21 protein-coding genes are annotated in these 26,715 nt (G+C 71.6%); 10 read left to right on the top strand and 11 right to left on the bottom strand.

Going from position 1 to position 26,715, the window contains the following annotated elements; translation table 11 throughout:
• The first annotated feature begins 56 nt into the window (after positions 1-56).
• Positions 57-3,152, top strand: coding sequence for a glycoside hydrolase family 38 C-terminal domain-containing protein (locus KBY19_RS15035; RefSeq protein WP_210965948.1), 3,096 nt, complete (start codon positions 57-59; stop codon positions 3,150-3,152).
• Here the strand turns inward: KBY19_RS15035 and KBY19_RS15030 are convergent.
• Positions 3,118-4,545, bottom strand: a complete 1,428-nt coding sequence (locus KBY19_RS15030) for a HAMP domain-containing sensor histidine kinase (RefSeq protein ID WP_185018280.1) — start codon at positions 4,543-4,545, stop codon at positions 3,118-3,120. The genes KBY19_RS15035 and KBY19_RS15030 overlap by 35 nt on opposite strands.
• Before the next feature lie 27 nt (positions 4,546-4,572).
• On the bottom strand, positions 4,573-5,298 hold the full coding sequence (locus KBY19_RS15025; protein ID WP_099884772.1) for a response regulator transcription factor: 726 nt from the start codon (positions 5,296-5,298) through the stop codon (positions 4,573-4,575).
• Positions 5,299-5,639: 341 nt separating this feature from the next.
• On the opposite strand from KBY19_RS15025, the gene KBY19_RS15020 reads away from it, so the two are divergent.
• The 5 genes from KBY19_RS15020 to KBY19_RS15000 all read left to right on the top strand — a co-directional run bounded on the left by KBY19_RS15020 (position 5,640) and on the right by KBY19_RS15000 (position 11,066).
• Positions 5,640-6,425, top strand: a complete 786-nt coding sequence (locus KBY19_RS15020; protein WP_099884771.1) for an amino acid ABC transporter ATP-binding protein — start codon at positions 5,640-5,642, stop codon at positions 6,423-6,425.
• Positions 6,426-6,535: 110 nt separating this feature from the next.
• Complete coding sequence (locus tag KBY19_RS15015; protein ID WP_099884769.1) at positions 6,536-7,447, top strand: glutamate ABC transporter substrate-binding protein; 912 nt, start codon at positions 6,536-6,538, stop codon at positions 7,445-7,447.
• A gap of 160 nt (positions 7,448-7,607) precedes the next feature.
• Positions 7,608-8,255 carry an amino acid ABC transporter permease gene (locus KBY19_RS15010; protein WP_099884767.1) on the top strand — a complete coding sequence of 216 codons (648 nt, stop codon included), beginning with the start codon at positions 7,608-7,610 and terminating at the stop codon, positions 8,253-8,255.
• Positions 8,252-9,154 (top strand): amino acid ABC transporter permease, encoded by a 903-nt coding sequence (locus tag KBY19_RS15005; RefSeq protein ID WP_099884765.1) that lies wholly within the window; start codon positions 8,252-8,254, stop codon positions 9,152-9,154. The genes KBY19_RS15010 and KBY19_RS15005 overlap by 4 nt, the downstream gene beginning before the upstream one ends.
• A 217-nt stretch (positions 9,155-9,371) precedes the next feature.
• Entirely contained in the window at positions 9,372-11,066 is a 1,695-nt protein-coding gene (locus KBY19_RS15000) for an FAD-dependent monooxygenase (protein WP_210955818.1), read from the top strand.
• Positions 11,067-11,215: 149 nt separating this feature from the next.
• On the opposite strand, the gene recX is transcribed toward KBY19_RS15000, so the two are convergent.
• The 4 genes from recX to KBY19_RS14980 all read right to left on the bottom strand — a co-directional run bounded on the left by recX (position 11,216) and on the right by KBY19_RS14980 (position 14,923).
• Positions 11,216-11,929: a recombination regulator RecX gene (gene recX, locus KBY19_RS14995; protein ID WP_307842423.1), complete on the bottom strand. Its 714-nt coding sequence runs from the start codon at positions 11,927-11,929 to the stop codon at positions 11,216-11,218.
• 3 nt (positions 11,930-11,932) lie between these two features.
• A complete protein-coding gene (gene recA / locus KBY19_RS14990; RefSeq protein ID WP_099884761.1) occupies positions 11,933-13,108 on the bottom strand; it encodes a recombinase RecA in 1,176 nt (391 codons plus the stop codon).
• A gap of 258 nt (positions 13,109-13,366) precedes the next feature.
• Entirely contained in the window at positions 13,367-14,470 is a 1,104-nt protein-coding gene (locus KBY19_RS14985) for an AI-2E family transporter (protein ID WP_210965960.1), read from the bottom strand.
• A gap of 258 nt (positions 14,471-14,728) precedes the next feature.
• On the bottom strand, positions 14,729-14,923 hold the full coding sequence (locus KBY19_RS14980) for a DUF3046 domain-containing protein (protein WP_099884759.1): 195 nt from the start codon (positions 14,921-14,923) through the stop codon (positions 14,729-14,731).
• Between the two features lie 79 nt (positions 14,924-15,002).
• Here KBY19_RS14980 and KBY19_RS14975 point away from each other — a divergent pair, with 79 nt between their 5' ends.
• Positions 15,003-15,908, top strand: coding sequence for a hypothetical protein (locus KBY19_RS14975; RefSeq protein WP_210965947.1), 906 nt, complete (start codon positions 15,003-15,005; stop codon positions 15,906-15,908).
• A gap of 121 nt (positions 15,909-16,029) precedes the next feature.
• Here KBY19_RS14975 and KBY19_RS14970 read toward each other — a convergent pair whose 3' ends face one another.
• The 3 genes from KBY19_RS14970 to KBY19_RS14960 all read right to left on the bottom strand — a co-directional run bounded on the left by KBY19_RS14970 (position 16,030) and on the right by KBY19_RS14960 (position 18,026).
• A complete protein-coding gene (locus KBY19_RS14970) occupies positions 16,030-16,335 on the bottom strand; it encodes an AzlD domain-containing protein (protein ID WP_099884755.1) in 306 nt (101 codons plus the stop codon).
• Positions 16,332-17,096: an AzlC family ABC transporter permease gene (locus KBY19_RS14965; RefSeq protein ID WP_099886827.1), complete on the bottom strand. Its 765-nt coding sequence runs from the start codon at positions 17,094-17,096 to the stop codon at positions 16,332-16,334. Before KBY19_RS14965 ends, KBY19_RS14970 begins: the two co-directional genes overlap by 4 nt.
• Positions 17,097-17,174: 78 nt before the next feature.
• The gene (locus tag KBY19_RS14960; protein ID WP_210965946.1) at positions 17,175-18,026 is read right to left on the bottom strand and encodes an AraC family transcriptional regulator; all 852 of its coding nucleotides are present in this window, start codon (positions 18,024-18,026) and stop codon (positions 17,175-17,177) included.
• Positions 18,027-18,147: 121 nt separating this feature from the next.
• Between KBY19_RS14960 and KBY19_RS14955 the strand changes: the two genes are divergently transcribed.
• Positions 18,148-22,977 (top strand): crosslink repair DNA glycosylase YcaQ family protein, encoded by a 4,830-nt coding sequence (locus KBY19_RS14955; RefSeq protein WP_210965945.1) that lies wholly within the window; start codon positions 18,148-18,150, stop codon positions 22,975-22,977.
• 218 nt (positions 22,978-23,195) lie between these two features.
• Here KBY19_RS14955 and KBY19_RS14950 read toward each other — a convergent pair whose 3' ends face one another.
• On the bottom strand, positions 23,196-23,819 hold the full coding sequence (locus tag KBY19_RS14950; protein WP_210965944.1) for a MarR family winged helix-turn-helix transcriptional regulator: 624 nt from the start codon (positions 23,817-23,819) through the stop codon (positions 23,196-23,198).
• Between the two features lie 156 nt (positions 23,820-23,975).
• Between KBY19_RS14950 and KBY19_RS14945 the strand changes: the two genes are divergently transcribed.
• Together KBY19_RS14945 and KBY19_RS14940 are read left to right on the top strand one after the other, a co-directional pair.
• The gene (locus tag KBY19_RS14945; protein ID WP_185018274.1) at positions 23,976-24,824 is read left to right on the top strand and encodes an Fpg/Nei family DNA glycosylase; all 849 of its coding nucleotides are present in this window, start codon (positions 23,976-23,978) and stop codon (positions 24,822-24,824) included.
• Positions 24,825-24,857: 33 nt separating this feature from the next.
• A complete protein-coding gene (locus KBY19_RS14940; protein WP_210965943.1) occupies positions 24,858-25,652 on the top strand; it encodes an SDR family NAD(P)-dependent oxidoreductase in 795 nt (264 codons plus the stop codon).
• 676 nt (positions 25,653-26,328) lie between these two features.
• Here the strand turns inward: KBY19_RS14940 and KBY19_RS14935 are convergent.
• Positions 26,329-26,709, bottom strand: coding sequence for a helix-turn-helix domain-containing protein (locus tag KBY19_RS14935; RefSeq protein WP_019360111.1), 381 nt, complete (start codon positions 26,707-26,709; stop codon positions 26,329-26,331).
• Between the last annotated feature and the right edge of the window lie 6 nt (positions 26,710-26,715).

Here is a 26,715-nt window from a genome sequence, read left to right as displayed (position 1 = left end):
CATGACCGGAACGTCGCCGCCGACGCCAGGCCCCGACCCCGCCAAGGAGCCGACCGATGCATGACGACCGCCGCACCGTCGAGGACCGGCTGCGCCGCGTACTGGACGAGCGCGTACGGCCCGCTGTCCACACCCGCGCACTGCCGCTGACCGTCGAACGCTGGGAGGCACCGGGAGAGCCCGTACCGGTCGCCGAGGGCCTCTCCGCGCCCTACCGGCCGGCGGCGGTGGGCGAGGCCTGGGGGCCGGCCTGGGGCACCACCTGGTTCCGGGTGACGGGGCAGGTGCCGCAGGCGTGGGCGGGCCGGACCGTGGAGGCCGTGCTGGACCTGGGGTTCGAGCGGGACATGCCGGGCTTCCAGTGCGAGGGGCTGGTCCACCGCGCGGACGGCACCGCGGTCAAAGGGCTGCACCCGCGCAACTCCTGGGTGCGGCTGGCGGACGCGGCCGCCGGCGGCGAAGAGGTCGAGCTGTACATCGAGGCCGCCTCCAACCCCATCGTCAACACACCGCAGACACCGACGTACCAGGGCGACGTACACACCGCCCACAGCGAACCGCTCTACCGGCTGGCGCGGATGGATCTGGCGGTCTTCGAGCCGCAGGTGTGGGAGCTGGCCATGGATCTCGAGGTGGCGGGCTCGCTGATGCGCGAGCTGCCGCTGGAGGACGCCCGCCGCTGGGAACTGCTGCGCGCCCTTGAACGGGCCCTGGACGCCCTGGATCCGGCCGATGTGCCCGACAGCGCCGAACGGGCCCGGAAACGGCTCACAGCCGCGCTCACGGCCCCCGCGCGGGCCTCCGCGCACCGGGTCAGCGCGGTGGGGCACGCGCACATCGACTCGGCATGGCTGTGGCCGCTGCGCGAGACGGTCCGGAAGGTCGCGCGTACGGCCTCCAACATGGTGGCGCTGATGGACGACCACCCGGAGTTCGTCTTCGCCATGTCGCAGGCCCAGCAGTTCGCCTGGATCAAGGAACACCGGCCCGAGGTGTACGCCAAGGTCGTGCGGAAGGTCGCCGAGGGACGGTTCGTCCCCGTGGGCGGCATGTGGGTCGAGTCGGACACCAACATGGTCGGTGGCGAGGCCATGGCGCGGCAGTTCCTCTACGGCAAGAAGTTCTTCCTGGAGGAGTTCGGCGTCGAGACCGAGGAGGTGTGGCTGCCCGACTCCTTCGGCTACACGGCCGCGCTGCCGCAGCTGGTGAAACTGTCGGGGTCGACCTGGTTCCTGACCCAGAAGATCTCCTGGAGCAGCACCAACCCGTTCCCGCACCACACCTTCTGGTGGGAGGGCATCGACGGCACACGGGTCTTCACCCACTTCCCCCCGGTCGACACCTACAACTCGACGCTCAGCGGCGAGGAACTGGCACACGCGGCCCGCAACTTCCGTGAGAAGGGCGCCGCCTCCCGCTCCCTCGTGCCGTTCGGCCACGGCGACGGCGGGGGCGGCGCGACCCGCGAGATGCTGGCCCGCGCCGCCCGGCTGCGGGACCTGGACGGCTCACCGCGGGTGACGGTGGAGAGGCCCGCGGAGTTCTTCGAGAAGGCGCGGCAGGAGTACCCGGACGCGCCGGTGTGGCAGGGCGAGCTGTATCTGGAGCTGCACCGGGGGACGTACACGTCGCAGGCTCAGACCAAGCAGGGCAACCGGCGCTCGGAGTCGCTGCTGCGCGAGGCCGAACTGTGGGCGGCGACCGCGGCCGTGCGCACCGGTGGCTACGCCTACCCGTACGAACGGCTGGAGCGGCTGTGGAAGACGGTGCTGCTGCACCAGTTCCACGACATCCTGCCCGGCTCCTCCATCGCCTGGGTGCACCGGGAGGCCCGCGAGACGTACGCGCGCGTGGCCGAGGAGCTGACGGAGATCATCGACGGGGCGCAGCAGGCGCTCGCCGGGCGCGGGGACCGGCAGCTCGTCTTCAACGGCTCCCCGCACACCCGCCACGGCGTCCCCGCCGGCGGTGCCCTGCCGGTCGACGGGCGCGGGGCCCACGGGCCCCAGCAGGGCGAGCCGCACGGGCGCCCGCAGGGCGAAGGGCCCGTCACCGTGGCCGAGCGGACAGACGGCGGCTGGACGCTGGACAACGGGCTGCTGCGCGTGGAGGTGGACAGCCGTGGTCTGGTCGTCTCCGCCTACGACCGGCGCGCCCGGCGCGAGGCGGTCGCACCGGGGCAGGCGGCCAACCTCCTCCAACTGCACCCCGACCTGCCCAACCACTGGGACGCCTGGGACGTCGACGCGTTCTACCGGCACACGGCCACCGATCTGACGCAGGCTGACGAGCTGACCGTCGCCGAGGCCGACGGAAGCAGCGCCACCGTCCGGGCGGCCCGGTCCTTCGGCCGCTCGGCCGTGGTGCAGACAGTGACCCTGCAGGCGGGCAGCGCGATGCTGCTCCTGGAGGCCGATGTCGACTGGCACGAGAGCGAGAAGCTGCTCAAGGCCGCGTTCCCGCTGGATGTGAAGGCCGACAGGTCCGCCGCTGAGACCCAGTTCGGACACGTCTTCCGGCCCACCCACACCAACACGACGTGGGAGGCGGCGAAGTTCGAGATCTGCGCACACCGCTGGCTGCACGTGGCGGAGCCGGGCTGGGGCGCCGCGCTGGCCAACGACTCGACGTACGGGCACGACGTCACACGGGACATCCGCGAGGACGGCGGCCAGACCACCACCGTCCGGCTCTCGCTGCTGCGCGCTCCCCGCTATCCGGACCCGGAGACCGACCAGGGGCGGCACCGGATGCGCTACGGGCTGGTACCGGGTGCGACCCTCCAGGACGCGGTGCGCGAGGGCCACTGGATCAACCTGCCCGAGCGGGCCGTACGCGGCGACGGCAGCCCCGTCACGCCCCTGGTGACGCTGGAGGGGGAACAGGGCGACCAGGTCGTCGCCGAGACGGTGAAACTGGCGGAGGACCGCAGTGGCGATGTCGTGGTACGCCTCTACGAGTCGCTGGGCGGCCGGGCGAGCGCACTGCTGGCACCGGGTTTCCCCGTCACCTCGGTGACCGAGACGGACCTGCTGGAGCGGCCGCTGCCCGACCAGCAGACCCACCACACCGTGGAGGACGCCGGGGTCCGGGTGACGCTGCGGCCCTTCCAGATCGTCACTCTGCGTCTGGGGCGTTCCGGGGGACGGTGATCAGCACCCGCAGTCCCCGCGGCTCGTTGTGCGTGAAGGACAGCCCCGCGCCGCCTCCGGTGAGCAGGGCGCGGGTGATCGACAGACCGAGCCCCGAGCCGGAGACGTTCTGGTGGCGGCCGCTGCGCCAGAAGCGGTCGCCCACCCGCTCCAGTTCCTCATCGGTCAGTCCGGGGCCCGCGTCGGCCGTCTCGACGGTGACGCTGTCGCCCTCCGCGCGCACCGTGACCGTGACGGTGCCGTCTTCGGGGGTGAACTTCACCGCGTTGTCGACAACGGCGTCCAGCGCGCTGGAGAGGGCCACCGGGTCGGCCCATCCGGTCGCGGCCGACTGCCCGGCCAGGTTCAGCTCCACGCCCTTGTGCTCCGCGGTGGGCCGCCAGGCGGCGACCCGTTCGGCGGCGATCTCGGCGACGTCGGTCAGCTGGACGTGCGCGGTGTCGGAGTGTTCGGCCAGTGCGAGGTCGAGCAGGTCGTCCAGCACACGTGCCAGGCGCTTGCCCTCGGCCCGTACGGAGGCCATCTCCTCGTTTCCCTCGGGCAGCTCCAGTGCGAGCAGTTCTATGCGCAACAGCAGCGCGGACAGCGGATTGCGCAGCTGGTGCGAGGCGTCGGCGACAAAGGCGCGCTGCTGCTCCAGCACGCTCTCCAGGTTGCCCGCCATCTCGTTGAAGGAGTGCGCCAGTCTGCGCAGCTCGGGAGGGCCGACCGAGTCGGCGACACGGGAGGTGAGCTTGCCGGTGGCGATCTCGTGCGCTGCCCGATCCAGCGTCCGTACCGGCTTGAGCACCCACCCGGTCAGACGGAGCGCGGCACCGAGGGCCAGCAGCATGGCGGCTGCCTCACCGACGGCGATGGCCAGCCAGCCGCGCAGGATCCGCGACCGCATGGGGCCGGTGGGTGAGTCGGTCAGCACCACCGCGGCCACGTCACCGTCCCGGATGACAGGAGAGGCGACGGCGATCCGGCCGTCGCTCTGCCACGGCCACACCTGTGGCGGATCGTGGCTGCGGCGTCCGGCCAGCGCCTCGGCGAAAGCGCGCGCGCCGTCCGGCCGGCCCTTGCGACCGGCCTGCTGTCCGTCTCCCGGCACCCGCCAGTCTGCGGGAGCGGCGGCCATGGTGCGGCCGTCGCGGTAGAAGACACCGGCGCGGATGCCGTAGAGGGAGTGGTAGCGGTCGAGTTCGTGCTGCAGGGTCGCGCGGCGCTCGTCCGGCAGGCTGGTGGAGGTGACGAACTGGGCGAGCGAGGCGAAGCGCGCGGTGTCGTCGATCCTGTCGACCACCACCTGCTGCTGCTCGGCCTGCGCCTGGCTCAGCGCCAGCGGGAAGCCCAGCGCGAGCAGGACCCCGGCCAGCAGGACGATCAGAAGGGGGAGGAGGCGGCTGCGCACGTCGTCGTTCCGGTCCGGTTCGCCGGCTCAGTCGCCCTGGGTGGCCATGCGGTAGCCCACCCCGCGCACCGTCTCGATGAGAGCGGGCCGCTGCAGCTTGGAGCGGAGCGAGGCCACATGCACCTCAAGGGTGCGCCCTGTCCCCTCCCAGCTGGTACGCCACACCTCGCTGATGATCTGCTCGCGCCGGAAGACGACGCCGGGGCGCTGGGCCAGCAGCGCCAGCAGGTCGAACTCCTTGCGGGTGAGCGGCACCAGCGCGCCGTCCACACTGACCCGCCGGGTGGGCAGCTCGATGGTCACGGCGCCCAGCCGCAGCGTGCCGGTCGGGTCCGGGCTCCCGGAGGCCGCCCGCTCGCCGGTCGCGGACGGCTCCTCACCGGCCGAGCGGCGGCTGACGGCGTGGATGCGGGCCAGGAGTTCGCCCATGTCGTAGGGCTTGACGACGTAGTCGTCCGCACCGAGGTTGAGGCCGTGTATGCGGGACCGTACGTCCGCACGCGCGGTCACCATGATCACCGGGGTGGTGCTGGTGCGGCGGATACGGCCGCACACCTCGAAACCGTCCTGGTCGGGCAGGCCGAGGTCGAGCAGGACGACGGCGAAACCGGGCCCCTCCTGACCGCCGACGAGCAGCTCCTGGAGCGCCTCGGCGCCGCTGCGCACGTGGGTGACCTCGAAGCCGTGCCGCGCCAGCACGGCCGAGAGCGCCGCGGCGACGCGATCGTCGTCCTCGACGAGCAGCAGTCTCACCCCGACGCCCTCCTGTTCTCGACACCGCCTCCGGCAAACGATTCGACAGTGCATCCACGCCGATCGGCGCAGGTGAGTCAAGGGGTCGCCGGGACCAGGCGGGCATCCGTTATACAGCCGGTACGACGACCGTCATACAGCCACTACGGCCACCGTCCGGACGGCTACCGACGGGAGGCGGGTGGACCGGGGAGCCGCCGGTCGGCCCCCCATTGCCCCCTTTACCCAATGTGCCGGGCCGCAGCCGGATCGTTATGCTCAATTTCAGCTCAGATGTAATGACGCTCACGCCGACCGCTCACTAAGGTCCTCGCAACCGACGAGGACGGAGCTACACGTCGATGAGCGAAGTATCGGTGACCAAGGACGCAGGCGGTCCCGAGTCCGCGACCGACAAGCTGGTCGTGCTGGACAACATCAACAAGCACTTCGGTGCGCTGCACGTCCTCCAGGACATTGACCTGACCATCGCCCGTGGCGAGGTCGTCGTCGTCATCGGTCCTTCCGGGTCCGGCAAGTCCACCCTGTGCCGCACCATCAACCGTCTGGAGACGGTCGACTCGGGCAGCATCACGATCGACGACAAGCCGCTGCCCGAGGAGGGCAAGGAACTGGCGAAGCTGCGTGCCGACGTCGGCATGGTCTTCCAGTCCTTCAACCTCTTCGCGCACAAGACGGTGCTGGAGAACGTCACGCTGGGCCAGGTCAAGGTCCGCAGGACGGACAAGCGGGTGGCGGAGGAGAAGGCCCGCACGCTGCTCGACCGGGTCGGTGTCGGCAACCAGGCCGACAAGTATCCCGCGCAGCTCTCCGGTGGTCAGCAACAGCGTGTCGCGATCGCCCGGGCGCTGGCGATGGATCCGAAGGTGATGCTCTTCGACGAGCCCACCTCGGCCCTCGACCCCGAGATGATCAACGAGGTCCTGGAGGTCATGCAGCAGCTGGCCCGGGACGGGATGACCATGGTCGTCGTCACCCACGAGATGGGCTTCGCGCGGTCGGCCGCCAACCGCGTGGTCTTCATGGCGGACGGCCGGATCGTCGAGGAGGCGACCCCCGAGCAGTTCTTCAGCAACCCGCGCAGCGACCGTGCCAAGGACTTCCTCTCGAAGATCCTGCACCACTGAGCCTTCATCACTGAGGCCCGCAGCCGCGCCCCCGCCCCCGAGGGGGCGCACCGAGCGGGTTGTGCACCAGCGCACCGGGCCAACGACTGTTCAAGCAAGGGATGTTCACTATGAAGTTCCACAAGACCGCCGCGGCGGCAGCCGCTGTTCTGGCTCTCGCCGCCACCGCCGCCTGCGGTGGCAAGGAAGGCTCCGCCGGCGACAAGCCCAAGGACCAGACCGACGAGAAGGCGCTGCCGAAGTACGAGGTCGCCAAGAACGTCGAGGTCGACTCGCCCGTCCTGAAGAAGGCCCAGAAGCGCGGCAAGATCATCATCGGCGCCAAGGCCGACCAGCCCTACCTCGGTTTCCAGGACCAGTCGACGAAGAAGTACTCCGGCTTCGACATCGAGATCGCCAAGATGATCGCGGCCGACCTGGGCTTCTCCCCCAAGCAGATCGAGTGGAAGACGGTCGACTCCGGCGCTCGCGAGACCACCGTCTCCAAGGGCGACGTCGACCTGATGATCGGTACGTACACGATCAACGACGAGCGCAAGAAGCAGATCGACTTCGCGGGCCCGTACTTCCACGCCGGCGCCTCGCTGCTCGTCCGCAAGGACGAAAAGGAGGTCACCGGGCCGGACACCGTCAAGGACAAGAAGGTCTGCTCCATCGTCGGCTCGACGCCGCTGCAGACCATCAAGGAGCCCAAGTACGGCGCCAAGGTCACCGAGCTGAGCAAGTACTCCGAGTGTGTCTCGCAGCTCCTCGACGGCCAGGTCGACGCGGTCACCACGGACGACGCGATCCTGATGGGCTACGCCGCGCAGAACCCCGGCAAGCTCAAGGTCGTCGGCAAGCCCTTCTCCGACGAGCCCTACGGCGTCGGCTTGAAGAAGGGCGACAACGCGCTGCAGAAGGCCGTCGCCGACGCGCTGAAGAAGCACCAGGACAACGGCGACTACAAGAAGGCGTACGAGGCCACGCTGGGCAAGTCCGGCTCCAAGTTCAAGACGCCGCCGGAGATCACCGAGAAGTGATGTCCACGCCCCGCTCCCCGGCGCCGGCGCCGCGCGGGGCGGGGCGTGCCTGTTGCGGGCACCCCGTTCGCCGGGGCGCCGACTCCCCACCCGGCGGAGAGCGCCCCCTGCCCGGTCCGGCCCTTCCCGCCGCCCCTACGCGACTCCTCGCGGAGAATTCATGAACGTACTTCTCGACAACCTGGCGCTGTTCCGCGAGGGATTCCTCGGCACCTTGTGGCTGACGGTCGTCAGCGCGCTGCTCGCCGTCGTGCTCGGTCTGGTGATCGCGGGCTTCCGCGTCTCGCCGGTGCCCCCGCTGCGCATATTCGGCACGCTGTGGGTCAACGTGCTGCGGAACACCCCGCTGACGCTGCTGTTCCTGGTGGCCTTCTTCGTGGTGCCCAAGGTGCTCTTCCCAGGCGTCAACTCCTTCGTCCTGGCCGTCTGCGCCTGCGGCTTCTACACCTCGTCCTTCGTCGCCGAGGCCGTGCGCTCCGGCATCAACACCGTGCCGATGGGCCAGGCCGAGGCCGCCCGCGCCATCGGCATGACGTTCACCCAGACCATGCGCATCGTGGTGCTCCCCCAGGCCACACGCACGGTCGTGCCGCCGATGAGCAGCATCTTCATCGCGCTGACGAAGAACACCGCGATCGCCGGCGCCTTCGACAACGTCGATCTGTTCAACATCCAGAAGACGCTGAGCAACGACGGCTACGACATCGCCGTGATCTTCGTCTGGATCACGCTCGGCTACCTGATCATCACCTACGCCATCAACGGCCTCTTCCGGCTGCTGGAGAACCGTCTGGAGGTCGCCCGATGAGCGCGAGCGTCCTGTTCGACGCGCCCGGCCCGAAGGCTCGCGTCCGCAACCTGATCTACTCCGTCGTCGGCAGCATCGGCCTCGCCGCGCTGATCGCCTGGGTCTGCTACCGGCTGTACGACAAGGGGCAGTTCGCGGGCGAGCTGTGGGACATCTTCAACTACGCGGGCATCCGGCAGAACATCTTCGACGCCCTGCTGTCCACACTGAAGGTCTTCGCGCTGGCGGGCGTCTTCTCGTTGGCCTTCGCGGTGGTGCTGTGCGTGGCCCGGCTGTCGGACCACAAACCGGTGCGCTGGGTGGCCGTCGTCTTCATCGACCTGTTCCGGTCGATCCCGCTGCTCATCACGATCTTCGCCCTGTGGGTCGGCATCGTCGGCGACATGACCCCCATGTGGGCACTGGTGCTGGGGCTGACCATCTACAACGGCTGCGTCCAGGCCGAGGTGCTGCGCGCCGGAGTGAACGCGGTGCCGAAGGGGCAGGTGGAGGCGGCCTACGCGCTCGGGCTGCGCAAGACCCAGGTGACCGCCTCGGTGCTGTTCCCGCAGGCCGTGCGCTCCATGCTGCCGTCGATCATCAGCCAGCTGGTGGTGACCCTCAAGGACACCTCGCTGGGTTACATCATCCTCTACCCGGAGCTGCTGTACTCGGCCCGGCTCATCGCCAACAACACCCCGGTGGGCGGTGTCTACCCGACCGTCCAGACCGTCATCGTCTTCGGCGCCATCTACATCGGGCTGTGCCTCATCCTGGCCTGGCTGGCCAAGTTCGTCGAACAGCGCGGCCGGAGGTCGAAGGCGGGCATCGTGCCGGCGCAGGCGCAGGAACCCAAGGAGGTGGCGGCCGCCGGCACGCCGGACCCGGGCGCCCCCGGCGACGCCGTCTCCAAGGACTGAGCCGCACCACGCGTCGGACACCGCTCGGCGCCCGCCGCTCCGCCACGGGCCATGGAACGGGCACCCGCCCGCACCATGGCCCGTGTTGGCATCTTATGGCGTCACTTGACGCATGCTCAGGCAGTGGGTTGCATACCAGCGTGATCGCGCACCAGGCTCCACCCCCAGAGAAACCCGGCCCCCGTCAGCACCACCAGGGCTGTGAGGTTTCCACACTGTGGATCCGGTGATCGTCGTCGGAGCGGGTCCGGTCGGACTCGCCCTCTCCCTCGCTCTTGCCCGGCACGCCGTCCCCTCCCTGGTCCTGGACTCCACCGACGGCAATCCGCCGCCGCGCGCAGCTCGCAGCTGCGTGCTGCGCCCGGACACCGCCGCCGTGCTGCCCACGTTGCCCGGACTGCGCTGGCGCTCCTGGCGCACCCAACGGCGCGCCCAACAGGTCGACAAGGTGGACCTGGTCCCGCAGCAGGCGCCGGTGCACATCGAGCAGCATGCGCTGGAGCGCACCCTGCGCGACGCGCTGGCCAAGGAGAAGTTGGCGCGCGTCATCACCGACAGCCATGTCGACCTGCTGGAACAGGACGCGAACGGCGTCACGGCACACACCCGGGGCCCCTCCGGCACCTGGTGGCGCGGCAGTTACGCCGTCGGGTGCGACGGTGCCCGTTCGATGGTCCGCAAACTGCTCGGAGTGCGCTTCCCGGGGCGGACGGCAGTCGAACGGCACGCGGTCGCCGCGCTGCGGGTGCGGCTGCCCTGGGAAGGAGGGGAGTACGACAAGGACGGCGGGTGGGAGCAGGGAAGCGTGGGCAGCGCGCTGCTGCACCGCGATCCGGGAGGCGTGCCGGGCGAGGTCACGGCCCGCCCGCTGCCCGGGGGCCGATGGCGGCTGGACTGGTTGCTGTCTCCGCGCGGCGACCTGGTGACGCCGGAGGAGATGCTGGAGCGGGTGGCGGACACCCTCGCCGTCTGGTCCGAGGAGGCGCTGAAAGATGCGGCCGAAGCCGTCGTACCGGCCAACGGCGGGCCCGCCGGAGTTGCCGGGCGGGGAGCCGGCGCCGAGGACGGCGGCGGCAGCGGCATCGGGCCGTACGAACTGGTGGACACCGGCGTGCACACCGCCCACCAGCGGCTGGCCCGGCACTGGCGCGTGGACCGCGTCTTCCTCGCCGGGGACGCCGCACATCTGACGGGTGCGCTGGGAGTGCAGTCCGTCGACGAGGGACTGCGGGACGCCTCCAACCTCGCCTGGAAGCTCGCACTGGCCTGGCACCACGGTCACGGCGCGGCAGCGGAGACCCTGCTGGACAGCTACGAGACCGAGCGGCGCGGCGCCATGGTCGCCCGGCTGCGCGCCGTCGACCAGGCCCTGCCCGTCGTACGGCACGGCGGCGGGCTGCGTGCGCTGCTCCCCGGCGGGGGCGCCCGCGCCCATCTGGGACTGCTGACCGACGGTCACCTGGGGCGGGGCCTGCTGGGTGCGCCGCCCGCGTACACCCGTACGCCGTTGACCCCCTCACGCGCGAGCGTCGACGAGGTGCCCGTCGGGACGGCGCCGGGGGCTCCCGTGTCCGACGTTCCGGTCACCGCCGCCGACGGCTCACAGGGCGACCTGCACGCCTGGCTGGGCGGCCCCGGCGGGGAGCTGCTGGTGCTGCTGGTGGCGCCCGGTACCGGAGTGTGGGACAGCCGGCACTGGCTGACGGCGGGAATGATGCCCGAGTTGGCCTCCACCGTGGCCGGGCTCCCGCTGCGTGCCACGCTGCTGGTCACCGAGAGCTACCCGGGGGCGGCGGCACACACGGTGCTGGCGGTCCGCGCCGACGGGCATCTCGCGGCGGCCTTCCCGGCGGGCCGCTCCGGCGCGCTGCGCGTCTGTGCGGAGGCCGTACGCGGCGGGGCGCACTCCTGAACACCCGGCGGGGAGGGGCATATGGCGTGCTGTCGGTGCCGGGCTGCCGGCGGCTGCGTCGACGCGAAGCTCAAGAAGGTGCCCAGGCGCGACCCCGCTGCCCGTCCGGCAGCCGCTCCGCTCCACCTCGGGCACCAGCCGACTTCCCCTCACAATCCGGGGAAATGCTCCTCCAGCACTTCCGGATCCTCGCCCTCCTCCTCCAGCGCCCGCCGGACCACCCGGAGGGCAAGCCCTTCGGAGTAGCCCTTGCGGGCCAGCATTCCGGCGAGCCGGCGGAGGCGTTTTTCTCTGTCGAGGCCTCTGGTGGAGCGCAGCTTCCGTGCCACCAGGGCATGTGCCGTCTCCTCCTCCCGCTCGGAGTCGAGCCGGCCCACGGCCTCGTCGATCACCGTGGAGTCCACACCCTTGGTGCGCAGTTCGCGGGCGAGCGCCCTGCGGGCCAGACCCCGGCTGTGGTGTCGGGAATCGACCCAGGCGGCGGCGAACGCGGCGTCGTCGATGAGGCCGACGTCCTCGAATCTGGCCAGCACCTCCTCGGCCGCTTCCGTCGGCACCTCCCGTTTGCGGAGCGCGTCGGCAAGCTGCTGACGCGTTCTGGGCGTACCGGTGAGCAGTCGCAGACAGATGGCTCTGGCCCGCTCCACCGGATCCTTCGGCTCGGCCTCCCGCTCCGCCCGGCCTCCGTCCCGGCGTCGGCCCGGAGTCCTGGACGACGCACGCGATGGTCCCGCTTCGGCCCTCGACGAAGCGGGACCATCGCTGTCCTGGATATCCGCCACCGAGCCGTCGCCCCCAGGGGCGGAGGCCGGTGGCGGGTCCGGGGAAGGGGTGTACTCCGGCCAGTCGCTGCGCCGTGTCACGGACTAGCTCTTGGCCGCGGCGGCCTTGGACGCCTTGGTCGTCTTCGCCGCCTTGGCCGCCGGGGCCGGGACGGTCTTGGCCGCTGAGGCGTCCGCGGCATCCGGCGCACCGGCCGCTGCGGGGGTCTCCGGTGTGGTGCTGCCCGCAGCATCCGCACCCGGCTCGCCGGCCGGGTCCTGCGGCTGTACGCCGATGCCCAGCTTTTCCTTGATCTTCTTCTCGATCTCGTTGGCGAGGTCGGGGTTGTCCCGCAGGAAGTTGCGGGCGTTCTCCTTGCCCTGGCCGAGTTGATCGCCCTCGTAGGTGTACCAGGCTCCGGACTTGCGGATGAAGCCGTTCTCCACGCCCATGTCGATCAGACCGCCCTCGCGGCTGATGCCCATGCCGTAGAGGATGTCGAACTCCGCCTGCTTGAAGGGCGGCGCGACCTTGTTCTTGACGACCTTGACGCGGGTGCGGTTGCCGACGGCATCGGTGCCGTCCTTCAAGGTTTCGATGCGGCGGATGTCGAGCCGCACCGAGGCGTAGAACTTCAGGGCACGGCCACCGGTGGTGGTCTCCGGAGAGCCGAACATCACGCCGACCTTCTCGCGGAGCTGGTTGATGAAGATCGCGGTGGTCTTGGACTGGTTGAGCGCACCGGCGATCTTCCGCAGCGCCTGGCTCATCAGCCGGGCCTGGAGGCCGACGTGGGAGTCTCCCATCTCGCCCTCGATCTCGGCACGGGGCACCAGCGCCGCGACCGAGTCGATGATGATCAGGTCGAGCGCGCCGGAGCGGATCAGCATGTCGGTGATCTCGAGGGCCTGCTCGCCGTTGTCCGGCTGGGAGAGGATCAGCGCGTCGGTGTCGACGCCGAGGCGCTTGGCGTACTCGGGGTCCAGCGCGTGCTCGGCGTCCACGAAGGCGACCGTGCCGCCCGCCTTCTGCGCGTTGGCCACCGCGTGCAGGGTCAGGGTCGTCTTACCGGAGGACTCCGGCCCGTAGACCTCGACCACGCGGCCGCGAGGGAGACCGCCGACGCCGAGGGCCACGTCAAGGGCGGTCGACCCGGTGGGGATGACCTCGACCGGCTCGTTCGGCCGCTCGCCCATGCGCATCACGGCGCCCTTGCCGAATTGCCGTTCAATCTGCGCGAGCGCGGCGTCGAGCGCCTTCTCGCGGTCGGTTCCTGCCATGGGTGCCACCCGGTTGTTTGCTTGAGTCGATCGCTTCACGTCAAACGACGCTAGCGCCTGCCACTGACAATCGGTCCGGACCCGCGCTCACTGGGCCATGGCCTGAGCGGGCGTGCTCGCCGGAGCCTCTATAAGAATCGATGTTCGAATTTTGCGTCAAGTCGCCCCGCCTTCCTGTGGACAACCCGGAAACCTGCAGGTGAGAGGCGTGGAAATGGCCGCGATGGGGCCCGTACGCCCGCCCGAGAAGCTTCCCGCTCAGCGGCCGCGGCGCCACCACCGACCGCGTCCGCTGCGGCCTGTCCCCACCCGCGAACCCGGTCCGACCCGCACGTCCGGCACGTCGTAGCGCTTGACGTAGGCGCTGAGGAACCCCTGGAGCGTCGCCATGGCGGGGATCGCTACCAACGCGCCGACGGCCCCCATCAGCGAGGCCCCGGCGACCACCGAACCGAAGGCGACGGCGGGATGGACGGCCACGGTTCTGGCGGTGATGCGCGGCTGGAGGATGTAGTTCTCCAACTGCTGGTAGACGACGATGAACACCAGCACCCACAGGGCGGACCAGGGATCGACGGTGAACGCGATCAGCAGCGGCAGCGCCCCGGCGAGGTAGGTGCCGACGGTGGGCACGAACTGTGAGACCACCCCGACCCAGACGGCCAGCGCGGCGGCGTAGGGCACCCCCAGCAGTTCCAGGAAGACATAGTGCGCACCGGCGGAGATCAGCGCCATCAGGGCCCGCGAGTAGATGTAGCCGCCGGTCTTGGTCACCGCGATCTCCCATGCGCGCAGCACTTCCGCCTGTCGCGCGGGCGGCAGTACGGAGCACAGTGCCATCCGCAGCCGCGGCCCGTCCGCGGCGAAGTAGAAGGTGAACTGGGCGACCGTCAGCAGTTGGAAGACCCCGCCCAGCAGCGTCGCGGAGATCCCCCACACGTTCTGGGCGCCGCTGCGCAGATAGCCGCTCACCCAGTCGGAGTGGATGACCTTGGAGCGCAGCTTGTCGACGTCGAGATCGGTGTGGAAATGGACGTTGCTCCAGTGGAGCACCTCGGAGACGTACCGGGGCAGGTTCTCCACGATCCGGCTGATCTGCTCGACGAAGAGCGAACCGAGCGCCACGAAGAAGCCGGCCGCCGCCACCAGGAGGACGACGGAGACGAGCGCGGTGGCCGGCCCCCGGCGCATACCGCGCCGGGCCAGCCCGGCGACGGCGGGTTCCATGGCCAGCGCCAGGAAGAACGCGATCAGCACGTTCAGCAGCAGCCCGAGAGTACGCAGGAACGCCCAGCTGAGGAGTTGGTAGGCGCCGAAGAGGGCCAGAGCGAGCACGAGGGCCCGCGGCAGCCAGCGCGGCATCCCGTCGGACCGCGGCCCCCGCCCCGGGTTGCGCACCGTGCCCTGCGAGTCCGCGCTCCCGTCTGCGGGTCCGGCCGGACCGACGTTCCCGGAGCGGCCGCGGGCGCGGTCCTCCCGCTCCCCGTCGCCGTCCCTCTCGTCCCGGTCCCGGTCACCGTCGTCTGGCGCGCCCACCGGGCAAGTTTCGCGCCCGGGGAGACCGCGTGCGGTAAACGACTCACCCCCTTGCGGGCGGGACTCGCCTCCCGCGCCGAGGGCTCACCTCTTGTGTGCGGGGACCTCCATGACGTCGCACACCACGCGCCAGACGTCCTTCGCGTCCCAGCCTGCGGCGAGCGCTTCGTGCACCGTCCGCCCGCCGAGACCGGCCATCACATGATCGCGTGCGAAGGAGTCGGCGTACGTCTCACCGAAGTGCTCCGCCATCCGCTGCCAGAAGTCCGTCAACCGCATGACTCCAGTATCCCGCCCTCAAGGGTTGGCTCTCGCCGACAGCAGTGACCTGGGGGGCCGCGCGGCCTACCGTCGAAGAATGGCTCCCTGTGGATCGGTCCTCTCCCGTGCGGAGAACTTCATCTGGCTGACAGCGCGCGTGCTGGAACAGCGGCGCTTCGAGCACGACTTCCTGGACGGCGATCCGAGCACCGTCGAGACGGCGCTCGACGCCTACCGCAACGCCGACGGCGGCTACGGCCACGCGTTGGAGCCCGACCTGCGGGGCCCCGTGAGCCAGCCATTGCACACCGCCGCCGCCGTCCGGGTGCTGGACAGCATCGGGCGCTGTGCGGGACAGCGGGTCGAGCGCATCGGCCGCTATCTGACGGCGGTCTCCACTCCGGAGGGCGCCCTGCCCGCTGTGCACCCCTCGCTGCACGGCTACCCCGCCGCACCGTGGATCCCCGTCCAGGACGCGCCGCCCAGCGACCTGCTGGCGACCGGTCCGGTGGTCGGCACACTGCACCGCAACAGCGTCTGGCACGCCTGGCTGTTCCGCGCAACGGACTACTGCTGGAACACCATCGAGACCCTGGACAAGACCCATCCCTACGAGGTGCGGGCGGCGCTCGCCTTCCTCGACGGCGTACCCGACCGGCCGCGCGCCGAGGCTGCCGCGGGGCGGCTCGGCACGCTGGTGCGCGAGCAGCGGCTCGTGGTCACGGACCCGGGCCGCGCGGCGGACTTCCCCCTCCCCGACGGGTACGCGCCGGGCGAGTACCGCTATGTGACCGACTTCGCGCGCAGCCCCGACTCACTGGCCCGCCGCTGGTTCTCCGACGCGGAGCTGGACCGCGCGCTCGACCATCTCAAGAGCCGTCAGCAGGACGACGGCGGCTGGGACATCAACTGGCGCAGTTGGGCACCGGGAACGGCGCTGGAGGGGCGGCCGCTGGTCACGCTGGAGGCGCTGCACACCTTGCGCGCGTACGGCCGCCTCTGAGCGCGGCTCCGAACGGGAGCGGGGCGCCGCCCGGAGCGCAAGAGCCGCTCGGAGCGCGGGGGCGCGCGCCCCGAGCGGGTGCGAGGCTGCCGGGCGTCGCTCGGCGCGCGTGCCGGCGCGGCTAGCCGAGCGCCCGTACGCCTGCCGTGACCAGGACCGCGGCGGCGACGACCACCAGGAACGGAGCCCGGAACAAGAGCGCGAGTGCGGCGGCGGCCAGACCTGCCGCCCGGGCGTCGAGGACCAGGGACAACTGGTGCTCGAAGGTCTGCTGCGCGGTCAGTGCCGCCAGCAGCGCCACCGGCAGGAGGGCGGCCAGCCGCTGGACCAACGGCCGCTCCAGCATTCCTGCGGGAACCGAGAGTCCGAGCAACTTCACCAGATAGCAGCCGAGGGCCGTGGCCCCGATGGCGATCCACACACTCACCGGGACTCCTCCTCCGCCGTCCGTTCTCCGTCTCGCTCTCCGCGCCGCCCGGGCGGCATCCTGCTGTGCACCAGCAGGACGACAGGGGCCGCCAGTGCGGCGACCAGCACCGGGACGCCGGCCGGCAGTACCGGCAGCAGCCCCAGGCCCAGGACGACGGCGAGTCCCGCCGTCGCCCGCTCGACACCGGTGCGGAGCATGGGTGCCAGCAGGGCGAGGAAGACCGCGGGGCCAGCAGCGTCCAGGCCCCAGGCGTCCGTGTCGCCCAGTGCTTCCGCGCCCAGCGCACCGAGCAGGGTGGTGAGGTTCCAAAGGACGAAGAGCGTCGCGCCGGTGACGGTGAAGCCCAGCCGGACGGCGTGCCGTCCGCGCTGCGCCAGGGCGACGGCCGAGGTCTCGTCGATCACCCAGTGCGCGGCCGCGATCCGCGCACCGCCGCGCAGCCCCAGAAGACGGGACAGCCGCAGCCCGTAGAAGGCGTTCCGGAAGCCGAGGAAGAAGGCACCGGCAGCGGCGGTCAGCGGGCCGCCTCCGGCGGCGAGCGCGCTGACCAGGGCGAACTGGGAGGCCCCGGTGAACACGAACAGGCTCAGCGCACAGGTCTGCGCGAGGGAGATGTCGGCGCCCGCGGCCGTCACGCCGAAGGCGAAGCCGGAGAGCCCGACGGCGATGCCGACGCCCAGCGCGTCCCGCACGACAGCGCGGTCGTCGCGGCCGCCCGGTGAGCTTTCCGATGCGCCCCCGTCGGGCGCTTCGGGTATGGCGGAGGTATCCGGTGCGGAGGCGTCCGGGGCCTCCGGTCGGTCGAAGGTGTCTCTCTGCTGTGGCACGCGGCCACGCTAGGGAACCGGACGTGCTCTGTTCTTGTACGTTCTTGCGCGCCCCCGGCGATAGGCGCCGGGCGGGACCCCTATGATCCGCCCGAAGTGCCGCGTCAGGTGGGACTGGTCGGTGAAGCCGACAGCGGTGGCGGTCTCGGCGAGCGGCAGCCCCGCGTCCAGCAGGGCGCGTGCCCGGTGTACGCGCGCGTCCGTCAGCCAGGTGTGCGGCGGCATCCCGTACGTCCGGCGGAAGGCGCGCAGCAGTGCGAAGGGGCTTGTCCCCAGCTCGGCGGCGAGGCCCTCCAGGGACGGCGGGTCGGCCATGCGCTCCTCCAGCACCGCGCGGGCCCGCAGGGCGTTCCGGGCGCCCGCCGTGTGGATGGCCCGCTCGGGCAGCGGGCCACCGTGCAGCCGCAGCAACCGGGCGACCACCGCGTGCATGAGGGTGTCGGCGGCCAGCGCGTTGCCCTCTTCGAGCGCCCGGTGTATCGACTGGACGTGGCGGGATGAGACCGGGTCGTCGGCCGCCGCGACGCGGAACCCGGGGGTGCCCCGGATGGTGGTGGTCTGGGCCGCTATCCGGGTCACCAGGGAGGCGTCCGGGTAGAGCACCTCGTAGGTCCAGCCCTCGGGCTCCCCGGCGTGCCCGGTGTGCATGGTGTCGGGGTTGATCAGCGCCAGCCCGCCGGGCCCCACCCGGTGCACACTGCCGCCGTGGTGGAACGCCTCCACGCCTTGAGTGATCGCGGCGATCACATACGTCTCGTGGGTGTGCCGTGCGAAGGTCTTGCGGATGTAGCGGGCGCGCAGCAGGTCGACACCGGGCAGCTTCGGTGACTGCCAGTAGTGCGCGCTCTCCCGGTGCGTCATGCCCCCATTCTCCGTCCCGGCCCCGTTCTCCGTACGACCGCACGGTTCCCCGTCCGGCCGCGGGCCCGCCGCCCTGGACGGTCGCGGGCCGCTGTCAGTGCCGTGCTGCACGATGGGGAGCATGGGTCGGACATCGGCGCTGGACGCCTTCTCACCAGCGACCCGTGCATGGTTCACGGGCGCCTTCAGCGAGCCCACCGCTGCTCAGGAGGGGGCTTGGCGTGCGCTGGCCGAGGAGTCGGACGCGCTGGTGGTGGCGCCGACGGGGTCCGGCAAGACGCTGGCCGCCTTCCTCGCGTCGCTCGACGCGCTCGCGGCGACGCCGCCGCCGGCCGACCCGCTCAAGCGCTGCCGGGTGCTGTATGTGTCACCGCTGAAAGCGCTGGCTGTCGATGTGGAACGCAATCTGCGCAGCCCGCTCACCGGCATCCGCCAGGAGTCGCTGCGGCTGGGCCTGCCCGAGCCGGAGATCAGGGTCGGGATCCGCTCCGGCGACACTCCCGCCGCCGAGCGCAGGTCGATCGCCCGCCGCCCGCCGGACATCCTGATCACCACGCCCGAGTCGCTGTTCTTGATGCTGACCTCCAGCGCCCGGGAAGCGCTCTCCGGCGTCGAGACGGTCATCGTGGACGAGGTGCACGCGGTGGCCGGCACCAAGCGCGGCGCCCATCTCGCCCTCTCCCTGGAACGACTGGACCACCTGCTGGAGCGCCCCGCGCGGCGTATCGGGCTGTCGGCCACTGTCCGCCCTGTGGACGAGGTGGCCCGTTTCCTCTCGCCCCGCAGAAACGCCGCCGTGGTGCAGCCGCCCTCGGGCAAGCAGTTCGAGCTGTCGGTCGTGGTCCCCGTGGAGGACATGGGGGAGCTGGGCAGTTCCCCGGCGCAGGACGCGACGGGTGCCGAAGGCCCGGGCGGTGGCGGCAAACCGTCGATCTGGCCCTCGGTGGAGGAACGGATCACCGATCTCATCCAGGAGCACCGCTCCACCATCGTCTTCGCCAACTCGCGGCGCCTGGCCGAGCGGCTGTGCAACAGGCTGAACGAGATCGCCTACGAGCGCGCCACGGGCGAGCCCATGCCCGAGGACCACTCGCCCGCCGAGCTGATGGGCAACGCGGGCGCGGTCACCGGTGCGCCCCCGTTGATCGCCCGGGCGCACCACGGTTCGGTCTCCAAGGAGCAGCGCTCCCAGGTCGAGGAGGATCTGAAGGCGGGCAGGCTGCCTGCCGTGGTGGCCACCTCCAGCCTGGAGCTGGGTATCGACATGGGCGCCGTCGATCTGGTCGTCCAGGTCGAGTCACCGCCCTCGGTGGCCTCCGGGCTGCAACGCGTGGGGCGGGCGGGCCACCAGGTGGGGGCGGTCTCGGCAGGCGTGGTCTTCCCGAAGTACCGGGGCGATCTGGTGCAGTCCGCGGTGGTCACCGAGCGGATGCGTGAGGGCGCCATCGAGGCGCTGCGCATCCCCGCCAACCCGCTGGACGTGCTCGCCCAGCAGATCGTCGCCATGGTCGCGGTCGACACCTGGGACGTGGAGGAGTTGCTGACGCTGGTGCGGCGGGCGGCGCCCTTCGCCGCGCTCCCGGAGTCCGCGTACAGCTCGGTGCTGGACATGCTCGCCGGGCGGTATCCGTCCGACGCGTTCGCCGAGCTGCGTCCCCGTCTGGTGTGGGACCGGGTGGCGAACACGGTCAGCGGCCGCCCCGGTGCGCAGCGGCTGGCCGTCACCTCCGGCGGCACCATCCCGGACCGGGGTCTGTTCGGGGTGTTCCTGGCGGGTGCCGACCCGAAGAAGGGCGGCGGCCGTGTGGGTGAGCTGGACGAGGAGATGGTCTACGAGTCCCGGGTGGGTGATGTCTTCACCCTGGGGACGACGACCTGGCGGATCGAGGACATCACCCGGGACCGCGTGCTGGTCACGCCCGCGCCCGGGGTGCCGGGGCGGCTGCCGTTCTGGCGCGGCGACCAACTGGGCAGGCCGCTGGAGCTTGGCCGGGCGCTGGGCGCGTTCCTGCGCGAGATCGGTTCGCTCACCCGTGAGCAGGCCGAGGAGCGGCTGGCCGCCTCCGGTATGGACGCGCTGGCGATCGGCAATCTGCTGGCCTATCTGGATGAGCAGCGCGAGGCGTCCGGTCATGTGCCCGACGACAGGACGATCGTCGTGGAGCGGTTCCGCGACGAGCTGGGCGACTGGCGCATTGTGGTGCACTCCCCGTTCGGCGCTCAGGTGCACGCCCCCTGGGCGCTGGCGATCGGTGCGCGGCTCACGGAGCGGTACGGCATGGACGCCCAGGTCATGCACGCCGATGACGGCCTGGTGCTGCGGCTGCCGGACGCCGAGCTGATGGATCTCGATCTGTTCGACGCGGAGCCGCGCTCCCCGCGCACCCCGGAACAGGAACTCCCGGCCGATCCGGACCAGCCGCCGCTGGGCGTCGGCGACGTGCTCTTCGACAAGGGCGAGATCGAGCAGACCGTCACCGATCAGGTGGGCAACTCGGCGCTGTTCGCGGCCCGCTTCCGGGAGTGTGCCTCGCGGGCACTGCTGCTGCCGCGCCGCAGTCCTGGCAAGCGCACTCCCCTGTGGCAGCAGCGGCAGAGAGCCTCCCAGCTGCTCCAGGTGGCCAGTGAGTTCGGCTCCTTCCCGATCATCCTGGAGGCGGTCCGCGAGTGCCTGCAGGACGTGTTCGACCTGCCGGGCCTCACGGAGCTGATGGGCGACATCGAGTCCCGCCGGGTGCGGGTGGTCGAGGTCACCACGCCGGAGCCGTCTCCGTTCGCCCGCTCCCTGCTGTTCGGCTATGTGGCGCAGTATCTCTACGAGGGCGACTCGCCCCTGGCCGAGCGCCGTGCCGCAGCGCTCTCCCTGGATTCACGGCTGCTGTCGGAGCTGCTGGGCCAGGCGGAGCTGCGCGAGCTGCTGGACGCCGACGTACTGCACGAGCTGGAGGCCGAGCTCCAGTGGCGCACCGAGGACCGCCGCCTCAAGGATGTGGAGGGCGTGGCGGACCTGCTGCGGCTGCTGGGCCCGCTCACCTCCCAGGAGCTGGCGGAGCGGGGCGCCGAGCCGGGCTGGGCACCTGAGTTGGAGGCGACCCGGCGCGCCATCCGGGTACGGATCGCCGGTCAGGAGCACTGGGCGGCCGTCGAGGACGCGGGGCGGCTGCGGGACGCGCTGGGTGCCGCGCTGCCCGTGGGTGTTCCCGAGGCGTTCACCGAGCCGGTCGCCGACCCGCTGGGCGATCTGCTCTCACGCTATGCCCGCACGCACGGCCCGTTCACCTCCGCCGATGCAGCGGCCCGCTTCGGCCTCGGCACCGCCGTCGCGGACGGCGCGCTGCACCGGCTGGCGGCCGGCGGCCGGCTGGTGCAGGGCGAGTTCCACCCGTCGGGGATCGGCCAGGAGTGGTGCGACGCGGGGGTGCTGCGCAGGCTGCGCCGCCGTTCGCTGGCGGCGCTGCGGCAGGAGCTGGAGCCGGTCGCCCCGCAGTCGCTGGCGGCGTTTCTGCCGCAGTGGCAGCACGTGGGCACCAACAGTCTGCGCGGCGTGGAGGGGCTGTTGCGCACGGTCGAGCAGTTGCAGGGGGCTCCGGTTCCGGCGTCCGCGCTGGAGAAGCTGGTGCTGCCCGGACGGGTCGCGGACTACGCGCCGCCCATGCTGGACGAGCTGACCGCCTCGGGGGAGGTGGTCTGGGCGGGTGCGGGTGCGCTGCCCGGCAAGGACGGCTGGATCTCCCTCCATCTGGCCGAGGCCGCTCCGCTGCTGCTGCCTGACCCACATCCGCTGGAGCTGACTCCGGTCCACCAGGCGGTGCTCGCCGCGCTGGAGGGCGGGTACGGACTGTTCTTCCGGCAGATCGCCGAACGGGCCCGCGCCGCCCACCCCGAGGCGACCGATCCGCAGCTGGCCGAGGCGCTGTGGGACCTGGTGTGGTCGGGCAGGGTCACCGGTGACACGCTCGCGCCGTTGCGGGCGCTGCTGGGCTCGGGGCGTACGGCCGGCTCCACGGCGCACCGTGCCAAGCGCCCCACACCGCGCGGGCGTTACGGCTCTTTCACGGCAGCCGCGGTGGCCGCGGGCAGCGGCGTGGGCCGTCGTGGCCCGGGCCGCGCCCCGGCCTCCGCGCCGCCGACCGTCGCGGGACGCTGGTCGCTGCTGCCGCCGCCGGAGAGCGAGCCCACCCACCGGGCACACGCGTTGGCCCGTACGCTGCTGGACCGGCACGGTGTGGTGACCCGCGGCGCGGTGTCCGCCGAGGGTGTGGAGGGCGGTTTCTCGGCCGCGTATCGGGTGCTGTCCGCCTTCGAGGAGAGCGGGCAGGCGCGGCGCGGCTATGTGGTCGAGGGCCTGGGGGCGGCGCAGTTCGCGATGGACGGTGCCGTGGACAGGCTGCGCGCGGTCAGTACGGCACGCGAGCGGGAGAGCGGCGCATCGGGCGGGTTCGGCGGCCCGTACGAGGCGCCGGGCGCGTACGGCGGATCGCGCGGGGGCGGCAACCGCACCGGCCCGCGCGCGCTGGTGCTGGCCGCCGCCGACCCGGCGAACGCCTATGGCGCGGCGCTGCCCTGGCCCTCGCCCCCGCAGGGCGCCACGCACAAACCGGGCCGCAAGGCGGGCGCGCTGGTGGTGCTGGTCGACGGTGTGCTGACGCGGTATGTCGAGCGGGGCGGCAAGACGCTGCTGGCCTGGAATCGGGATCCCGAGGCGCCGGAGGGCGCCACCGGAGAGTCCGAGCCGGTGCCCTCGACCGCCGGGAGCGACGGCGAGGCGGGTGCGGCCCGGTTGGCGGCGGCCGTCGAAGCGCTGGCCCAGGCAGCACGCCAGGGCGCGCTGGGAACCGTCACGGTGGAGCGCGTCAACGGCACGGCGGCACTGTCCTCACCGCTGGGCACGGCGCTGGAGGCCGCGGGCTTCCACCCGACCCCGCGCGGTCTGCGGCTGCGGGCGGGGTAGCCGGACCGCTTCGCCGCCCGGTGCCTGCGCCCCGGGTCGGGTCCGTACGGCCGAGGCCGACGGTGCCCCGCCCGTGGCGTGGCGGTCGCCGGGACGGCACGGCGACCATCGACACGTCACAGCGACCATCGGTCGACGACAGAGCACCCGTCGGTCGACGACAGGGCGCCGTCGGCGCGGCACGGCACTGCGCCGGCCGTCGGTCGACAGGGCTGCCCTCAGCCCTCTTCGTCGTCGTAGGCCCCGCTCGCCTCGTCGTGCGACCCGGTCGCCAGCATCATCTGGCGGAGGAGACCGGCGAGGAGGCGCTGCTCATGCCAGTCGAGGGTGCCGAACAGGCGCCGCTCTTCCGCGCCCGCCGCTTCTATGGCGGCGAGCCAGTTGGCGTGCCCTTCGTCGGTCAGCTCGACCTCGTCGCCCTGCTCGTCCTCGAGGGCGCGGCGGCGGCCGGTGGTCGTACGGGTCACGAAGCCCCGCTTCTCCAGCACGTCCAGCCGCTCGGACAAGGTGTTGGGGGCGGCCCCCAGGTCCATGGCGAGCTCGGTGAGGGTCCTGCGCCCGCCGTGTCCGGCGAGCATGTGCAGCGTCTCGTGCTCCTCACGGCGCAGTCCGAACTCCGCCAGGGCCCGCTCCCCCGCCCGCCGCAGATGGTCGGCGAGGAACTGCATACGGGTGACGGCGCCCTCGATGTGGGGGTTGAGGTCGGGCAGCACTGGCTGCCAGCGGTCCACATGATCGTCGACCCAGTCCCGCGCCCCTTCGAGCGCGTCCCGCTGCTCGGCCTCGGCCTCTCCGTCCACGTCGAGCGCGTCGTGCTGTCGTCGGTATCCCCACTGCCCCATGGCTCCGGATCGTATCCCGTGATCGTCTCCCACTTCTCGCCGCTCTCCAGGTTCCGTCAGTGGTTCCTGCGATCATGGGCATATGTCCTCAAGGAGCCGGTGATGGCGCGGGATGCCCGCTGGATGCCGGAAGATCACTGAAGGGGTGGCGGTCGGATGCCCGAGGGAGACACCGTCTGGCGCACGGCGCACACCCTGCACTCCGCGCTGGCCAGGAAGGTGCTGACCCGCACGGATTTCCGGGTACCCCGGCTGGCGACCGTCGATCTGTCCGGCCGCACGCTCCTGGACGTCACCCCGCGCGGCAAACATCTGCTGATGCGCGTCGAAGGCGGCCTGACGGTGCACTCGCACCTGGGCATGGAGGGCGCCTGGCGGGTGAAGGACAATCCCGCGGACAACAGCAGCCCTGCGCGCGGTTTCGGGCCTGCCCATCAGATCCGCGCCCTGCTGGTGACCGGGGAGCGAACCGCGGCCGGGATTCGGCTTCCGGTGCTGGAACTGCTGCGCACGGCGGAGGAGTTCTCGGTCGTCGGCCATCTGGGGCCGGATCTGCTGGGCCCCGACTGGGACGCGGCCGAAGCGGAGCGGCGCCTGCTCCACGACCCGGCGCGACCGCTGGTCGAGGCGCTGCTGGACCAGCGCAACCTGGCGGGGATCGGCAACGTGTACGCGGCGGAGTTGTGCTTCCTCGCTCGCACTTCTCCCTGGACTCCGGTGGGTTCGCTGACGCCGCCGCTGCCCGCGCGCCTGCTCGCGGCGGCCAAGCGGCTGTTGGAGGCCAACAAGGACAGCGCTCGCCGCCGTACGACCAACAGTCCGCGCCCCGATCGCAATCTGGCCGTCTACGGCCGGGAGAACCGCCCCTGCTTCCGCTGCGGCACCCCCATCCGCACCGGCTCCCACGGTCCGCCGGAGCGCCCGCGCACCGTCTGGTTCTGCCCGCACTGCCAGCCACCACCGTCCGCGGCGGCCGACATCCCTCGTAGCCGCACGACCAATTGACGGGCCGTCAGGTTCTCCGTAGCGTCGTTGTCCATGAGCCTCCCGGCATACGGGAACCTCCCGGCGTACGACCTGACCGGCCGGACCGCCCTGGTGACCGGCGCCGCCGGCGGGATCGGCCGCGCGACAGCCGTACTGCTCGCCCGGGCGGGCGCCGCCGTGCACTGCGCGGACCAGGACGAGCAGGGCCTGGCACGCACCACGGAGCTGATCACGCAAGCCGGCGGCGACGCCTGGGCGCATCCGCTCGACGTGACCGACCGCGCGGCACTCACCACCGCTGTCGCGGCGGCGGTACGCACGGGCGGCAGTCTCCACATCCCGGCGGCCATCGCCGGAGTCATGCACCGCAGCTCGGTGCTGGACACCCAGGACTCCGATCTGGACCGCGTCCTCGCCGTCAACTTCAAAGGAGTCCTGTACACCTGCCAGGAAGCGGCCCGCAGCATGATCGGGACCGGCACCCGGGGCACCCTGGTGACCATGGCCTCCGGCGCGGTGGACACCGGCGCCACCGGGTTGCTGTGCTACGGCGCCGCCAAAGCCGCCGTCGTCCAGCTCACCAGGACCCTCGCCTCCGAGGTCGGCGAGCATGGCATCCGGGTCAATGCGGTGGCACCCGGCTGGGTGCGTACACCCATGACGGAGCGGAGCGACCCCGCCGGCCAGCAGCGGGCCGAGGAGGCGCTGGCGAGGATGTCGCCGCTGGGACGGGTCGGCGAGGCCCAGGAGGTCGCGCACACCGTGCTGCATCTGGTCTCGGACGCCTCGTCCTTCACAACGGGGCAGATCCTGCGCCCCAACGGCGGCGTCGCGATGCCGTGGTAGTCCCCCTCCAGGTGCCGCCCCCGGCCGCCCCCCGCGCTCCCCGTCGTGCGCCGCCCTGCGCCACATGCACGGGCAGTACGCTCAGCCCCCATCCCCCAGCCGTCACCGAAGCTTCTATCGGGCCGCCCTCCCCGACGGCCACCCGCCATATCGCGCACAGCCAGCCGACGGCGCAGGCGCTGCCGAGCAGCCAGCGGCACAGCAGCAAGGGGCTCACAGCCGTCATGCCGCCACCTCCCGCGACGGTGCCGGTCCATCCGGCCCGGCGGGAACGCCGCACACGGCAAGGACACAAGACCGTCGACGAAGTCGAGAACACAGCCATGGTCCCGCACTCCGAGCGACCGCGCGACCACGGAAAGTAGGTCACACAGTGCGACGAGCAGTCCGCGTGCGCTTACGTGCGGCACACTCCTCCGCCATGAAGGCGCTCGCGAACGACTTGGGGCGCGCGCCTACGAACGCCCGCCCCCGCCCCTCGGAAGGCGCCCCCAAGGTCTGCACCCCCAGAGTGCCTCAGGCAGGGCCCGCTCGACCGTCTGTGGACGCGCGAAGGCCCCGCCGGTGTCCTCCAGCGGGGCCTGTCGTTCCACGTCTCACACGCCTACCGTGCCCCGGCCTCGACGGCGGGAACAAGGTCGGCCCGCAGCTACGGTCACGGACTGTCGTACGGCGGTCAGGCCGCCACCACGTCCACGGCCTCCGTCGGTGCCTTGATCGTGACACGCTCCTCGGGCACTCCGGTGACCGAGGTGACGGACAGCGGGTTGAGCACCGGCCGCATGGGCGCGGGCACAGCGTCGCTCGCCGCGGACTCGGCCAGCTCAGCGAGTGCCAGCTCGTCGCTGACCTCTCGCATCAGCTCCGACATCCGCACATCGAGCGCATCACAGATCGATGAGAGCAGTTCGGACGAGGCTTCCTTCTGGCCGCGCTCCACCTCGGAGAGGTAACCGAGCGAGACCCTGGCGGACGAAGAGACTTCGCGCAGGGTACGACCCTGGCGTTGGCGCTGCCGACGCAGCACGTCACCCAACAGGCGACGGAGCAGAATCATCGGTGC

This window comes from Streptomyces sp. B15, assembly GCF_018070605.1.
Classification (GTDB): domain Bacteria; phylum Actinomycetota; class Actinomycetes; order Streptomycetales; family Streptomycetaceae; genus Streptomyces; species Streptomyces smyrnaeus.
Note: the sequence above shows the minus strand (reverse complement) of the source record. Positions and strands in the feature narration are given on the sequence as shown.